At 74.9% G+C, this 14,090-nt stretch carries 15 protein-coding genes; 6 read left to right on the top strand and 9 right to left on the bottom strand.

Going from position 1 to position 14,090, the window contains the following annotated elements; genetic code table 11:
• Positions 1-169: 169 nt before the first annotated feature.
• The 9 genes from ACFV0O_RS23520 to ACFV0O_RS23480 form a co-directional block, all read right to left on the bottom strand.
• On the bottom strand, positions 170-1,753 hold the full coding sequence (locus ACFV0O_RS23520; RefSeq protein ID WP_380344970.1) for an MFS transporter: 1,584 nt from the start codon (positions 1,751-1,753) through the stop codon (positions 170-172).
• Complete coding sequence (locus tag ACFV0O_RS23515) at positions 1,750-2,376, bottom strand: TetR/AcrR family transcriptional regulator (protein ID WP_380344969.1); 627 nt, start codon at positions 2,374-2,376, stop codon at positions 1,750-1,752. The genes ACFV0O_RS23520 and ACFV0O_RS23515 overlap by 4 nt, the downstream gene beginning before the upstream one ends.
• Before the next feature lie 179 nt (positions 2,377-2,555).
• On the bottom strand, positions 2,556-2,948 hold the full coding sequence (locus tag ACFV0O_RS23510) for a cell division protein SepF (RefSeq protein WP_380344967.1): 393 nt from the start codon (positions 2,946-2,948) through the stop codon (positions 2,556-2,558).
• A gap of 283 nt (positions 2,949-3,231) precedes the next feature.
• Positions 3,232-3,744: a DinB family protein gene (locus ACFV0O_RS23505; RefSeq protein ID WP_380344965.1), complete on the bottom strand. Its 513-nt coding sequence runs from the start codon at positions 3,742-3,744 to the stop codon at positions 3,232-3,234.
• Positions 3,745-3,890: 146 nt separating this feature from the next.
• Complete coding sequence (locus tag ACFV0O_RS23500; protein WP_380344963.1) at positions 3,891-4,586, bottom strand: TVP38/TMEM64 family protein; 696 nt, start codon at positions 4,584-4,586, stop codon at positions 3,891-3,893.
• Positions 4,587-4,613: 27 nt separating this feature from the next.
• A complete protein-coding gene (locus ACFV0O_RS23495; protein ID WP_380344961.1) occupies positions 4,614-5,174 on the bottom strand; it encodes an RICIN domain-containing protein in 561 nt (186 codons plus the stop codon).
• A gap of 126 nt (positions 5,175-5,300) precedes the next feature.
• Positions 5,301-5,849, bottom strand: coding sequence for an RICIN domain-containing protein (locus ACFV0O_RS23490; protein WP_380344960.1), 549 nt, complete (start codon positions 5,847-5,849; stop codon positions 5,301-5,303).
• Positions 5,850-5,929: 80 nt separating this feature from the next.
• Positions 5,930-6,700, bottom strand: coding sequence for a dienelactone hydrolase family protein (locus ACFV0O_RS23485; protein ID WP_380344959.1), 771 nt, complete (start codon positions 6,698-6,700; stop codon positions 5,930-5,932).
• A 93-nt stretch (positions 6,701-6,793) separates the two neighbouring features.
• Entirely contained in the window at positions 6,794-8,035 is a 1,242-nt protein-coding gene (locus tag ACFV0O_RS23480; RefSeq protein ID WP_380344958.1) for an MFS transporter, read from the bottom strand.
• Between the two features lie 243 nt (positions 8,036-8,278).
• On the opposite strand from ACFV0O_RS23480, the gene ACFV0O_RS23475 reads away from it, so the two are divergent.
• From ACFV0O_RS23475 to ACFV0O_RS23450, 6 genes are all read left to right on the top strand, one after another.
• A complete protein-coding gene (locus ACFV0O_RS23475) occupies positions 8,279-9,463 on the top strand; it encodes an ROK family transcriptional regulator (RefSeq protein WP_380344956.1) in 1,185 nt (394 codons plus the stop codon).
• Between the two features lie 123 nt (positions 9,464-9,586).
• Complete coding sequence (locus ACFV0O_RS23470) at positions 9,587-10,003, top strand: molybdopterin-binding protein (RefSeq protein ID WP_380344955.1); 417 nt, start codon at positions 9,587-9,589, stop codon at positions 10,001-10,003.
• Positions 10,004-10,026: 23 nt separating this feature from the next.
• Positions 10,027-10,737: a glycerophosphodiester phosphodiesterase gene (locus tag ACFV0O_RS23465; protein ID WP_380344953.1), complete on the top strand. Its 711-nt coding sequence runs from the start codon at positions 10,027-10,029 to the stop codon at positions 10,735-10,737.
• Positions 10,734-11,894 carry a winged helix DNA-binding domain-containing protein gene (locus ACFV0O_RS23460; RefSeq protein ID WP_380344952.1) on the top strand — a complete coding sequence of 387 codons (1,161 nt, stop codon included), beginning with the start codon at positions 10,734-10,736 and terminating at the stop codon, positions 11,892-11,894. The genes ACFV0O_RS23465 and ACFV0O_RS23460 overlap by 4 nt, the downstream gene beginning before the upstream one ends.
• Before the next feature lie 85 nt (positions 11,895-11,979).
• Positions 11,980-13,062 carry an AI-2E family transporter gene (locus ACFV0O_RS23455; protein ID WP_380344951.1) on the top strand — a complete coding sequence of 361 codons (1,083 nt, stop codon included), beginning with the start codon at positions 11,980-11,982 and terminating at the stop codon, positions 13,060-13,062.
• Between the two features lie 71 nt (positions 13,063-13,133).
• The gene (locus ACFV0O_RS23450) at positions 13,134-14,045 is read left to right on the top strand and encodes a virginiamycin B lyase (protein ID WP_380344950.1); all 912 of its coding nucleotides are present in this window, start codon (positions 13,134-13,136) and stop codon (positions 14,043-14,045) included.
• The last annotated feature ends 45 nt before the right edge of the window (positions 14,046-14,090 follow it).

Raw genomic sequence — 14,090 nt, 5'->3', positions numbered from 1 at the left:
GGCGGGCTGGGGGGGGTGGCTCGGGGGTGTGGGGGTGGCGTGGGCGCGGCGGGCGACCCCCCCCGCCCCCACCCCCCCCCCCCCCCCCCGACCCCCCCCCCCCCCCCCCGTTCGTGTCGCGTCGTGTCCGGGCCGGTCCCGGGCGTGTCCTACCGTGTGGCCGGCCGGGTCACACCCTGACCTGCTCCGAGGAGCCGGCCGGCGCCTCCTCCGGAGCGAGCTCCGGCGCCTGCGCGCCGTCCGCCGCCGGCGTCGGCCCGGCGAGCCCGCGCAGCAGGCGCCAGGCCATCACGGACGCGCCGACCAGCAGCGCGGCGGCCAGCAGTCCGGCGGTGTTCATGCCGCCGACGAAGACCTGCTTCGCACTCGCCAGCAGCGGCTGCGCCAGCTCCGGCGACAGCCCATGCGCCGTCTCGACCGCCGCGCCCAGCGACTCACCGGCCCGGGCCGCGTCCGCCGGGTCCGTCCCGGCCGGGACGGCCAGCCCGTTGGCGTAGATCGAGCCGACCACCGAGCCGACCAGGGCGATGCCGAGCGCGGTGCCCAGCTCGTACGCCGTCTCGGAGACCGCGGAGGCGGCCCCGGCCTTGTCGGCGGGCGCGGCACCCAGCACCAGGTCGGCGCCGAGCGTGTAGACCACGCCCTCGGCCGTCCCGACCAGCAGGAAGGAGGCGGCCAGCAGCAGGTAGGTGGTGTCCTGCTCCAGCCCGCCCAGTACGCCGACGCCCAGACCCATCACCAGCAGACAGGCCGTCAGCGCCTTCCGGGCGCCGAAGCGCCGGGCCACCCGGACGGTCAGCAGACCGCCGACCACCGAGCCCGCGAAGGCCGGCAGTTCGGCCAGGCCGGCCTGGAGCGGCTGGTAGCCGCGGACCAGCTGCAGGTACTGCGAGACCACGAAGATCACGCCGGACAGGCCGACCAGGGAGATCAGCGAGGCCGACACCGCCGCGGTGAACCTCCGGTCGCGGAACAGCCGGACGTCGAGCAGCGGGGTCTCCAGCCGCAGCTGACGGCGGACGAAGGCGGTGAGCGCAGCGGCGCCGAGCACGAAGGTGACCGGCACGTCCCAGCGGACCACGCCGTGCGCGGCGGCCTCCTTGACGGCGTACACCACGCCGATCACCCCGGCCATCGACAGGACGACGCTCAGCACGTCCCAGCGGCCCGGCTTCGGGTCCTTGGACTCCGGCAGCAGCCAGGTACCGAAGCCCAGCAGCAGGAGCAGCACCGGGATGTTCAGCAGGAAGACCGAACCCCACCAGAAGTGCTCCAGCAGCACCCCGCCGACCACCGGCCCGAGCGCGGCGCCGGCGGTGGCGGCCGCGCCCCAGATACCGATCGCGGTGGCCCGCTCCCGGTCGTCCGGGAAGAGGCTGCGGATCAGTGACAGGGTGGACGGCATGATCGTCGCCCCGGCGACGCCGAGCAGCGCGCGGGCCAGGATCAGCCAGCCCGCGCTCGGCGCGTAGGCGGCCAGCAGCGAGGCCGCGCCGAAGGCCGTGGCACCGGCCAGCAGGAGCTTCTTGCGGCCGATCCGGTCGCTCAGCGCGCCCATGCTGACCAGCAGGCCGGCCAGGACGAAGGAGTAGGCGTCGCCGATCCAGAGCAGCTGGGTGCCGCTGGGGCGCAGGGTCTCGCTGATCGACGGGATGGCGAGGGAGAGGACGGTCGCGTCCAGGGCGACCACGGTGACGGCCAGGACGAGGACGGCGAGGCCGGTCCAGCGCTGGCGGGCGGTCGGGGAACTCATGGCGTATCGGTGTCCGGTCTGCAGTCGGAGGTGCTGCGGTCCGAGGTGCTGTGGGTGGTGGGGGCGGGGGAGGGGGCGCCCGGTCTGCGCAGCGCGCCGCCGAGGAAGAGCTCGGCGAGCGAGAAGGCCGCGTCGCGCGGGGCGAGCCGGCCGTCCTGGATGGCCCAGCCGACGCCGGCCACCAGGTCGAAGAAGGCCTCGCTCAGCCAGGCGGCGCTCAGCTCGATGCGGAACACGCCCTGCTGCTGACCGCGCAGGAACAGCGCGTGCAGCCGGGCGATCTGGAGCTCCCAGAGGTCGTTGATGTCGTCGACGTCGTAGAGCTGGTTCTCTCCGGCCAGGAAGGCGCAGAGCATGGCGTCCGGGACCGAGGCGTCCACCAGGCGGCGCAGTGCCGCCTCGGCGTCGCCCTCCTCGACGTCGGCGGTGTCCAGTGCGGTGGCGAACCGGCGCAGGCCGAGCAGGCCGACCTCGCGGATCAGCGCCTCGCGCCCGGGGAAGAGCCGGTGCAGGGTGGCGCGGCTGATGCCGGCGGCCCGCGCGATCTCGTCCAGGTGGGCGGTCGGGCGGCGGGAGAGCACGCCGACGGCGGCTTCGAGGACGGTGTCGCGGTCGGTGGCCATGAATCGAGTCTAGTTCATCTGAGACATGGATGTCTCATTATTAAGTTCCGAGTCTCAAATGATCCACAGGTGACGGGTGTCCGGACAGCAAAAAACCGGGGACGGTGGGTACCGTCCCCGGTCGGGGCAACCGCTGCGGCGCTGCTCGGCTCCGGTGCTGCTCGGCTCCGGCGCGCGGCTCAGCTCTGGTTGTAGAAGCCGGTCTCGTCGAGCGGGCGGTCGATCACCATGACCTCGACCTCGGCCGGGGTGAGCAGGAAGACCCGGCGGGCGATCCGCTCGATGCCGCCCCTGGTGCCGAAGACCAACCCGGAGGCGAAGTCGACCATGCGCTTGGCCTCGGCCTCCGCCATCTCGGTGAGGTCCATGACCACCGGGGTGCTCGCCCGGATGTGCTCGCCGACCGTGCGCGCCGCCTCGAAGCCCGTCGGCCGCAGGGAGACGATCTTCGTGGGCGCGGGGACGGACGGCACCGTCTCCTGATCCACCCACTCGTCGTCGTACACCGCGGCCGGGTAGTTCCCCGAGGGCATCAGCCAGCCGTTGTGGTGCTCGTCGCGAAGTGCTCCCATGCCGCGCCTCCCTGCCTCGTCCCGTCCTGGTCCCCCGGGGTCGCGTGCCCTTTTTGACACGTCATCCACTCGTCGGAACTGTCCGAGTATCGCACTGTTCACCGGTCCCGTGCCCGCTCGCGACCCCCGTACGAGTCGTGCCGTGCCGGAAACCCGGGCGGACCCGGGCAAAGAGAGCAGACGCGGCGCGGCACCGTACGGTTGCGCGCGTAGACCATATCGGTAGCGGTCGCCGCGTAATTGACCTTCTGTCAACAATGCGGAAAAGATTTCACCCGGCGCATCACTCCCCGGTCGCGCCGTCCACCGACTCGCGCAGAAGATCGGCGTGCCCGTTGTGTCGCGCGTACTCCTCGACCATGTGGGCGAGGATCCAGCGGAGCGTCACTTCCTGCCCGTGGCGCAGCCGCTTGCCGACGGTGTCGAGCGGCAGACCGGCGGCCGCGCCGCGGGCGGCGTCGATCTCGGCGCGCCAGGTCGCGAAGTCGGCCGCGACGTCGGCGGTGTCGACGTTGTCGAAGTCGCCGTCCGGCTCGGCCTCGGTCCAGAAGTGGCCCGCGACCTCCTCGCCGAGCAGGACGCTCCGGAACCAGTACCGCTCCACCTCCGCCATGTGCCGGACCAGGCCGAGCAGCGAGAGCCCGGACGGCGGGACGGAGCGCAGGCGCAGCTGGTCGTCGGTCAGCCCCTCGCACTTGAGCGCCAGGGTGGCGCGGTGGTAGTCGAGGAAGGCGGTGAGGGTGGCGGCCTCGTCGGCGGCCATCGGTGGGTCCACCTGCGGGTTCTGTTCGGTCATGCGGGCCATCCTGGTGCCCGGCGCCGCTCGGGCGCGAACGAATTGTTCGCCGGGGCGGGCCGCTCGGAAGGACGGCGGGAGGAGGGGCGGCGGTGCGGCGGTACGGGCCGGGACGGCGGTACGGGCCGGGACGGCCGGCGGGGTGCTCAGACCGCCGGCGCCCGGCGACGGGCCCGGGCCGCCCGCCAGAGCCCGGCCACGCTGCCCAGGCCCAGCAGCGCGATCAGGCCCGCCGACAGCAGGAACGCCGCCGACCCGGGCTTGCCCGAGCTGGCCGCCGCCGTCACGTACACCGCCGTGGTCGGCACCGCGCCGACCGCGGTGGCGAGGACGAAGGGCAGCGCGCGGGTTCCGGAGAAGGCGGCGCCGTAGTTGACCGCCTGGAACGGCATGCCGGGCAGCAGCCGCATCACCAGCACGCTGCGGAACCCCTGCTCGGTGAAACGCCGGTCCAGGGCGCCGAGCACCTTCCCGCGCAGGTACGGGCGCAGCGCGTCCCGGCCGAGGCCGCGGCCGAGCCCGAAGGCCAGGGCGGCGCCCAGCGTGGTGCCGAGCACCGCCAGCGCGACGCCCTGCTGGATGCCGAGCAGCAGCCCGGCCGCCGCGTTCAAGGCCGGCCGGGGCACGAAGGCGAGCGTCGCCACCGCGTAGACCAGGGCGAACAGTGGCCCGAACCAGTACCCGGGCATCCGGTCCGCGAGCCCGCCGGAGAGCAGCTCCGTCGGGCTCCACAGCAGCAGCGACCCGGCCGCCGCGCCGAGCAGCACGATCAGCAGCGACAGTCGCCACCAGGGCGAACGCGGCGCGGCGGGGGGTGCGGGGGCGGCATCGGGCTCGGACACCTGCCCGAGCCTAACCGGGAGCGGGTGCTACCGGGCCGCCGGGGCGACGTCGGTGTACCAGGCCTGGTTGCCGCTCCCGTTGAGCGGCCACTGGATCACCGGCGTCCCGTCCTCCGGGCTCCCGCCGTACAGGTCGAGCCGGAGGCCGCTGTTCACGTTCGCGTAGACGTGGGGGTGGCCGGGGCCCTGGGTGGAGTCGAACCAGCCCTGGTTGGAGCCGCCGTTGCAGGTCCACTGGTCGATCCGGGTGCCGCCGGCGGTGCTGAACCCGGGGACCTCCAGGCACTTGCCGCTGTGGACGTTGACGATCGTCGAGCCCGGCCCGCTGGTCCACTGCTGGTTGGCGCCGCCGGTGCAGGTCCACTGGCGGACGGGGGCGCCGTCGTCGGTGCGCCAGTCGGCGACCTCCAGGCACTTGCCGGTGACGACGTTGCTGATCCGGTACTGCCCGGCCTGGCTCGCCGAGGCCGCCGGGGCGGCGGGCACCGTCGCGGCGGCGGTGGCGAGCCCGAGGGCGGCGGTGACGAGCAGGCGGCGCGCCGTGGTGAGCGGGGCGGGCCGGCCCTGCCGGAGGTGTGAGGTGGTCATGGATTCCCCCCTGGGAACGTGGTCATGGGATGACGTGCGTCGGAAGCACCGTGCGGCCGGGGCCGCAGCCGGGCGGGGTGCCCGGGGCCGCAGCCGGGCGGGGTGCCCGGGGCCCGGCCGGCGGGGTCAGCGCCGCCACGACGGGTCGTTGCGCCAGTACTGGTTGCTCGCCCCCATGGTCGGCTGCCACTGGATGACCGGGGTGCCGTCGGCCGTGCCGGCTCCGGAGACGTCGAGGAAGAGCCGGCTGGCCTCGTTCTGCAGGTGGAAGACGGCCGTTTGCGGCAGGATGATCATCCGCCACTGCTGGTTCGGCCCGCCGTGGCAGGTCCACTGGTCGGCCTGGGTGCCCCAGGTGGTGCTGGACCCGGGGATTTCGAGGCACTTGCCGCTGTGGACGTTGACGTAGGTGCTGCCGGAACGCCGGACCCACTGCTGGTTGGCGCCGCCGGTGCAGGACCACAGGCGGACGGGTGCGCCGTCGTCGGTGCGCCAGTCGGCGACCTCCAGGCACTTCTTGACATCATCCGAGGCCACGATCGCCCGCGGGATGTCCTCGGAGCCGGGCGTGGTGACGTCGGCGCCGGCCGGGGCGGTCGGCGCGAGCGCCAGGCCGGCTGCGGCGAGGGCGCCGGCGATGGTTCGGAGGCGGGTTCGGTCGGGTACGGCGGTCATGCGTTCCCCCCTGGGAATGGTGAGCGGGTGCCCGTCGGCGGACGGACGTCCGGTGGCGGGCCCGGTGGCGGACGGGCGGTTCAGCGCGGCCCGGCGAGGAACGTCAGCAGGCGTTGCCAGGAGTCCCGGGCCGCGACGGAGTGTTCGACTGCGGACAGTTCGAAAAAGTTGTGCGGCGCGCCCGGATAGGTGACGAACTCGTGCGGACAGCCGGCCTCGGTGAGCGCCGCGTCGAAGGCGTCGACGGCGGCGGGCGGGATGTGTTCGTCGGCGCCGCCCCAGAAGGCGAGCACCGGGGCGGTGAGGCCGGCCGCGAGCTGGGTCGGCCCCGGGGCTCCGTTGACGGCGTCGGGGTAGCCGTAGTAGCCGACCGCGCCGGACAGGCCGAAGCGGGGTGCGGCGGCGCGGAAGGCCTGGCGGCCGCCGAAGCAGAAGCCGAGCGCGACCACGTCGGACGGCCCGGCGGCGCGCAGCCGTTCCAGGGCGGCGGTGAGGTCGGCGTCCAGCCCGTCCGGGGTGAGCGCGAGCAGGTGGGGGAGCAGGTTCGGCAGCTCGCCGAATTCCGGCGGGCGGTTCTCCGGGTCGGCTCCGGCGGTCCGGCCGTAATAGTCCGGGACGAGGGCGGGATGCCCCTGTTCGGCGAGCCGGACGGCCGTCCGCCGGTAGAAGGGGGAGAGCCCCTTGTTGTCCGGCAGGACGAGGACGCCGACGCCGGTCGCGACCTCCGGCCGGGCCAGGAACGCGCCGAATCCGGTGCCGTCGGCCGAGGTCAGGGTGAGCGGTACGGCCTCCGCCAGGGGCTGCCGGGTGGGGGAGAAGGCGGGTGGGGCGGCATCCGGGTCGTAGCACACGGGAATCCCTCTCGCGGATCGCGAAAAACCGCCGGGCGCGGCTGCGCCCGACGGTCGGAGACATTAGCGGGGAATTCCCTGAAGAATCCCCGATCATATCGTGGAGAGATCTTTTCCGGAAGGCTCTTTCGATTCCGGTGCGGTCACGGTTGCGCCGGCGGAATTCCGTTCGGCCAGGCGCAGCGCCCCGGCGCTCAGCACCAGCGCGAAGGCGAGCGCGGTGACCAGGCCGAACGAGACGGTCAGCGAGGTGGCCTGGGCGAGGGCGCCGATGACCGCGGGGGCGATCAGGCCGGAGGTGTAGGTGACGGTGGCGACGCCCGCGATGGCCTGGCTGGCGTTGCTGCCGATCCGGCCGGCGGCCGCGAAGGCGAGCGGGACGATGACCGCGATGCCGATGCCGATCAGGGCGAAGCCGGGGATGGCCAGCGCCGGGCTGTCCGCGGCGACCACCAGCAGGCCGCCGAGGGTGGCGACGGCGCCGCCGATCCGGGTGGTGCGGACGGCGCCGAGGCGGCGGATCGCGGCGTCCCCGGCGAGGCGGCTGACCGCCATGGTGAGCGAGAAGGCGGTGTAGGAGGCGGCGGCGAAGGTGGCCGAGGCGCCGGTGACGTCCCGCAGGTAGATGCCGCTCCAGTCCATCGAGGCGCCCTCGGCGAAGACCGCACAGAAGCCGACCAGTCCGATCACCAGGGAGCTGCGCGGCGGCAGCGCGAACCGCGGAGGCTCCTCCGCGCCCTCGTGGGCCCGCAGGTCGGGCAGGCCGCGGCAGACCGGCTGGGCGAGGGCCAGCAGGACCAGCGCGGTGACGGCCAGCTGCAGCCGGGCGTCGAGGTCGAGGTGGGCGGCGAGGATGCCGAAGCCGGAGGCCAGCAGGCCGCCGGCGCTCCACATCCCGTGCAGGCCGGACATGATCGAGCGGCCGAGCCGTTCCTCGATCTCCACGCCCTGCGCGTTCATCGCGACGTCCGCCATCCCGGCCGTCGCCCCGTAGGCCAGGAGCGCCACGCACAGCACCGGCAGGGAGGGGGCGAGCGCGGGCAGGGCGAGGGCCAGGCACCAGAGCGAGATCAGGCCGCGGACCGCCGCCCGTCCGCCGTGGCGGTGGACGAAGCGGCCGGCCAGCGGCATGGCGAGCGAGGAGCCGATGGCGGGCATGACCAGGGCCAGCCCGAGCTGTCCGGTGGAGAGGTCGAGGCGCTCCTGGATCCACGGGATGCGGGTGACGAAGCTGCCGCTGACGGCGCCGTGCACGCCGAAGACCAGGGCGATGCTCGCCCGGGCCCGGCGTGGGGCGGTCAGCGGTTCCGGGGGTGGTGCGGTGGTGCGGTTCATCGGCGTTTCCCTCCCGGTCGCGCGAGGCGGGCGCGACAGTGCCCTGTGGGTGCCCCTGTCGGCAGTCAAGCGCAGGTGTGTCCGGTCCGTGCGGTGCCTGCGGCGGGTGGTGCGTGTGGTCCGTTCGCCCGGTCCGGGTCTCGTGGTCCGGGTCTCGTGGTCCGGGCGAGCGGTTCGGCCGGACGGTTCAATAAACTATCAGGAAGGGACCCTGATAGAAACACTCTGGAAGGATGAGCTGCCATGACCACCGCGCGTACGGCCACGCCGAGCACCGCCCGGGCGATCAACGACCGGCTGGCGCTCAACCTCCTGCTCGAACAGGGCCCCCTGACCGCGACCGAGCTGCGCGACCTCACCGGCCTCTCCCGGCCGACCGTCGCCGACCTGCTCGAACGCCTCCAACGCACCGGACTGGTGGCCGTCATCGGCGAACGCGGCGAACAGCGGCGCGGCCCCAACGCCCGGGTCTACGGACTGGTCGCCTCCCGCGCGCACATCGCCGCCTTCGACGTCCGCTCCGGCGGCGTCAGCCTGGTCGTCGCCGACCTCGCCGGGCACACCCTCGCCACCGCCGAGGTCCCGGTCGAGGGCGACGGCGGACCCGGCACCGCCGCGGCCATCACCGCCACGCTGCTGGAGACCGCCCGCGGCGCCGGCGTCGAACGGCTGCACACCGTCGCCGTCGGCGCCCCCGGACTGGTCGACCCCGCCACCGGACGGCTGCAGAGCACCGGCAAGCTCCCCGGCTGGCACGCCGAACTCCTCGCCGCCCTGGAGGAGTTGCCCGGCACCGAGGTGATCCTGGAGAACGAGGTCAACCTGGCCGGGCGGGCCGAGTACCGGGTCGGCGCCGCACGCGACCGCGACACCTTCGTGCTGCTGTGGCTCGGCCACAGCGTCGGCGCCGCCGTCATCCTGGACGGGCGGCTGCGCCGCGGCTTCTCCGGCGGCACCGGCGAGATCTGCTTCCTGCCCGTCCCCGGCACCGTCGGACTGCCCAGCGCCGACAGCTGCGAGGGCGGCTTCCACGGTCTGGTCGGCAGCGCGGCGGTCTGCGCGCTGGCCCGCGAGCACGGCCTGCCCGCCGACCCCGCCGGGGACGCCCCCGCCGCCGAGGCCGCCGTCCGGGCGGCCGTCGACGCGGGCGAGGCGGGCGGACGCTTCCTGGACGAGCTGGCCGAACGGATCGCCGTCGGCGCGGCGAGCGTCTGCGTCGTGCTCGACCCCGGCTGCGTGGTGCTCGGCGGCGAGGTCGGCCGGGCCGGCGGCGCCGGGCTGGCCGGGCGGGTGGAGCGCCGGCTCGCCCGGCTCTCCCCGCTGAGCACCGAGGTGCGGGCCGGCACCGCGGGCGGCGGCGCGGTGCTCGCCGGGGCGGTGCTGACCGCCGGGGACGCGGTCCGGCGGGACCTCTTCGGCGAACCCTAGGGTCCGTCCTCGAACCCGCGGCAGCCCTCGCTTTCCCCTCGCCGCGCCCGGTACGGCAGGATGGCCGTCGGGGGTGCGCACTGCCGAGACCCTTGTCCCTCGAACCACCGTCAGGAGTCGCTCATGGGCCAGCCCGAGGTGCCGGCGAACCCGTACCGCATCGGCGAGGCCGCGGCGCTGCTCGGCGTCAGCGCCGACACCATGCGGCGCTGGGTGGACGCCGGGCGGCTCGCCGCCGCGCGGGACGAGCACGGGCACCGGATCATCCCCGGAACCGAGCTCGCCGCCTTCGCCCGCGAGCTGGCGCGGCCGGAGAACGCCGAGGCCGAGGGCCGCCCGTCCTCGGCCCGCAACCGCTTCCCGGGGATCGTCACCGACGTGCTGCTCGGCGACGTCGCCGCGCAGGTGGAGATCCAGGCCGGGCCGTTCCGGGTGGTGTCGCTGATCAGCCGGGAGTCGGCGGAGGAGCTGAACCTGGTCCCCGGCGCACCCGCCACGGCGGTCATCAAGTCCACCAACGTGATGATCGAGCGGCGCTGACGCCCCACCGACCAGAGGAACCCATGAGCACCGACCGCAGCCCCCGGGTGCTGGCCGTCGCCCACCGCGGCGACCCGTACCGCCACCGCGAGAACACCCTGCCCTCCGTCGAGTCCGCGCTCGCCGCCGGCGCCGACGCCGTCGAGGTGGACGTCCAGCTCACCCGCGACAAGGTGCCGGTCCTGCTGCACGACCGCACCCTGGAACGGCTCTGGGGAGACCCGCGCCCGATCGACCGGGTCACCGCCGAGCAGCTGGACGAGCTGCGGCAGGGCCCGCTCGCCGTCCCCACGCTCGCCGAGGCGATCAAGGCGGTCACCGCCGTCGAGGGCCGCCGGCTGCTGATCGACCTGGACGAGCCCGGGCCGGCAGCCGCCACCTGGTCCGTGGTCACCGGACTCGGCGCCGAACGGCAGGTCGCCTTCTGCGGGCCCGTCACCGCGATGCTCGCCGTGCGCGCGCTGACCCCGGACGCCGAGATCGCGCTCACCTGGAAGCAGCCCAGGATGCCCGTCCGCAGCCTGTTGGACGACCTGCGCCCGCGCTACCTCAACCCGCCGTTCGGCCTGGTCACCCCCGAGTTCACCGCCGCCGCCGCGGACGCCGGACTCGCCGTCTCCACCTGGACCGCCGACCGGCGCCGCACCATGCGCCGCCTGCGCGACGCCGGCGTCGCCTCCATCACCACCAACCGGATCGCCCTGCTGCGCGCGGTGCTGGACGGCCGCCGGTGACGGCTCCGGAGCCGGTGCTGGGGCGGCGGGCGCTGGGCCGGGCCCTGCTGGCCCGTCAGCACCTGCTCGCCCGCACCGACCGGACGGCCACCGCGACGATCCACCACCTCGGCGGCCTCCAGGCCCAGGCCGCACCGCAGCCGCCCTACCTCGGGCTGCTCGCCCGGCTCGACGGCTTCACGCCCGAGCGGTTGAGCACCCTGATCGAGCAGCGGGCGGCGGTCCGGATCGCCCTCCAGCGCGGCACCATCCACCTGGTCACCGCCGAGGACTGCCTGACGCTGCGCCCCCTGCTCCAGCCCGTCCTGGACCAGGGGCTGCGCACCACCTACGGCAAACGGCTGACCGGGCTGGACCTGGACGCGCTCGCCGCCGAGGCCCGGGAGCTGGTCGAGGAGCAGCCGCGCACCTTCCAGCAGCTGGGCGCGCTGCTCGCCGCGACCCGCCCGGACCGAGACCCGGCCGCACTCGCCCAGGCGGCCCGCTGCCTGCTGCCGCTGGTGCAGGTGCCGCCGCGCGGCCTGTGGGGGCGCGGCGGGCCGGCCGCGCACACCACCGCCGAGTCCTGGCTCGGCCGCACGCTCGACCCGGCGCCCGCCGTCGAGGACCTGGTGCTGCGCTACCTCGCCGCCTTCGGGCCGGCCACCGCGGCCGACCTCAAGAAGTGGTCCGGCCTCGGTGGGCTCGCCCCGGTGGTGCGGCGGCTCGCGCCGCGGCTGCTGACCTTCCGCGACGAGCAGGGCCGAGTGCTGTACGACCTGCCGCAGGCGCCCCGGCCGGAGGAGGACACCCCGGCACCGGTGCGGCTGGTCGCGCCGTTCGACAACCTGCTGCTCTCGCACGCGGACCGGACCAGGGTGCTGCCGGAGGAGTACCGCGCGCGGGTGATGACGCAGAACGGGATCGTGCTCGGCACCCTGCTGGTGGACGGGCTGGTCGCCGGTTCCTGGCAGCTGACGGCGGAGCAGGAGGTCGTCCTGCGGCCCTTCACGGCGCTGCGGCGGGCCGACCGGCAGGCGGCGGAGGCCGAGGCGGAGCGGGTGCTGGCCTTCGCGGCCGAGCGCGGCGACCGCGGCGGCGACGGGGGCCACGGCGACCGCGACGGGGGCCGGGGCCGGAACGGCGGCGGGACGGTCCGCTTCGAGGCGGTCGAGTAGGGGCACGACGGGCGGACCGTCACATTCTCTGCTGAGCTGGATCGGTTCGGACTCATCGACGATCCCGGCGGAGGTGGCCTTGTCCGTGGAGCGCCCGCCCGGCGGACCGCAGCGGCCCGACGACCGCCGGCCGTACCTGATGCTGCCGCCCGTCCTGCGGCGGGCGGCGGCCTGGTCGGCGGCGGTGATCCTGCTGATCGCCGTCGCCTCGCTGGTGGTGTTCGCGCTGGTCGAGCTGCGGGCCGCGACGGTGCCCTTCATCCTGGCGCTGCTCGGGGCCTCGCTGCTCTACCCGGTGGTTCCGTGGCTGGTGCGGCACGGCGTCGGGCGGGGCCTGGCCGCCGGGCTGACCTGCGCGGTCCTGGTCGTCGCGGGCGGCGGGGTGATCGCCCTGCTGGTCAACTCCCTGGTGCACAGCGCCCCGCAGATCGCCGAGGCGCTGCCCGCGGCCGGGCGGCGGCTGGAGCAGTGGCTGGGGCCGCTCGGGCAGAAGATCCAGCACGCCCTGAACAACGCCAAGGGCGAGACCAACTCGCTGGTCTCGACCCTGACGACCAGCGTGCTGTCCGGACTCGGGCTGCTCACCCAGCTGATCACCGGCGGGGTGCTGGCGCTCGCACTGGTCTTCTTCTTCCTCCGCGACGGGCACCGCACCGGCGACGCCATCCGCTCCTACCTGCCCGGGCGCGGCGCCGAGACCGTCATCGCCTGTGCGGAGCGGGCCTTCGCGGCGATGGCCGGCTTCATGCGCGGCACCACGCTGATCGCCCTGATCGACGCGGGCTTCATCACCATCGGCCTGCTCGCCCTCGGGGTGCCCGGCGCGCCCGGCCTCGGCGCGCTGGTCTTCATGGGCGCCTACATCCCCTTCGTCGGGGCGTTCCTGTCCGGCACGGTGGCGGTCCTGGTCGCCCTCGCCGACGGCGGTCTCGGCACGGCGCTCTGGGCCCTCGGGGTGGTGCTCACCGTCCAGATGATCGAGGGCAACGTCCTGCAGCCGGTCATCCAGAGCCGCACGGTCGAGCTGCACCCGGCGACCATCATGGTCGCCGTGGTGGCCGGCTCCGGCATCGCCGGGATCATCGGCGCCCTGCTCGCGGTGCCGGTCTGCGCGGCGGCCACGGGGGTCATCTCGGTCCTGCGCGGTCTCCCGGGGCGGGACGCGTAATCCGCTTGTGGTGGGGGTGCGGGCATGGCAGCATCTCTAACGCGACAGGAGTCGCGATAGCAAAGGGAGGGGTGTCCGTGGAACTGATCGAGGTGTCCGACCGGGGGGCAGGGCCGTACGGGGTGGCCGTGGGGCCGGACAGCGGCGTGTGGTTCACGCTGGTGCACAGCGGGGAGATCGGGCGGCTGGCAGCGGACGGGACGGTGCGGCACCACGGGCTCGGGGCGCCGGACTGCGGACCGGCGGTGATCGCGGCCGGTCCGGACGGGGCACTGTGGTTCAGCCGGATGCGGGACCACCGGATCGGGCGGATCACGGTGGACGGGCGGGTCGACTCGTTCGCGGTGCCCACGGCGGACGCCGGGCCGTACGGCATCGCCGCCGGGCCGGACGGGGCGCTGTGGTTCACCGAGACGAACGCGGACCGGATCGGGCGGATCACCGTGGACGGCGAGGTGACCGAATACCCGCTGCCGGTCACCGGGGCCTTCCCGGCGCTGATCACGGCCGGTCCGGACGGCGCCCTGTGGTGCACGCTCAACCGGGCGGACGCGGTGGCGCGGATCGGCACGGACGGGGAGGTGACCGTCCACCGGCTGCCGACCCCGGGCACCGCGCCGGTCGGGATCACCGCCGGGGCGGACGGCGCCCTCTGGTACGTCGGCATCGGCGGCGGGCTGGTCGGGCGGATCACCGTCGACGGCGAGGTGAGCGAGCACCCGCTGGCCGACCGGGCCGCCAAGCCGCACGCGATCGCGGCGGCGCCGGACGGCCGACTCTGGTTCACCGAGTGGGGCGCCGGCCGGATCGGGGTGCTCGGCCCGGACGGGCGGCCGGACGGGTACCCGGTCCCGGGCGCCGGCGCCGAGCCGCACGGCATCGCCGTCGCCCCCGACGGCGCGGTGTACGCGGCGCTGGAGCGCGGGCAGCTCCTCCGCCTGGCGCCGGGTCAGGGCCGACGGGCAGCTCCGGGTCAGGGCTGACGGCCGACGGCCCGGCGCCGGGTCACGGCTGGCGGCCGACGGCCC

This window comes from Kitasatospora sp. NPDC059577, assembly GCF_042735475.1.
In the GTDB taxonomy this organism is placed as follows: Bacteria; Actinomycetota; Actinomycetes; order Streptomycetales; family Streptomycetaceae; genus Kitasatospora.
Note: the sequence above shows the minus strand (reverse complement) of the source record. Positions and strands in the feature narration are given on the sequence as shown.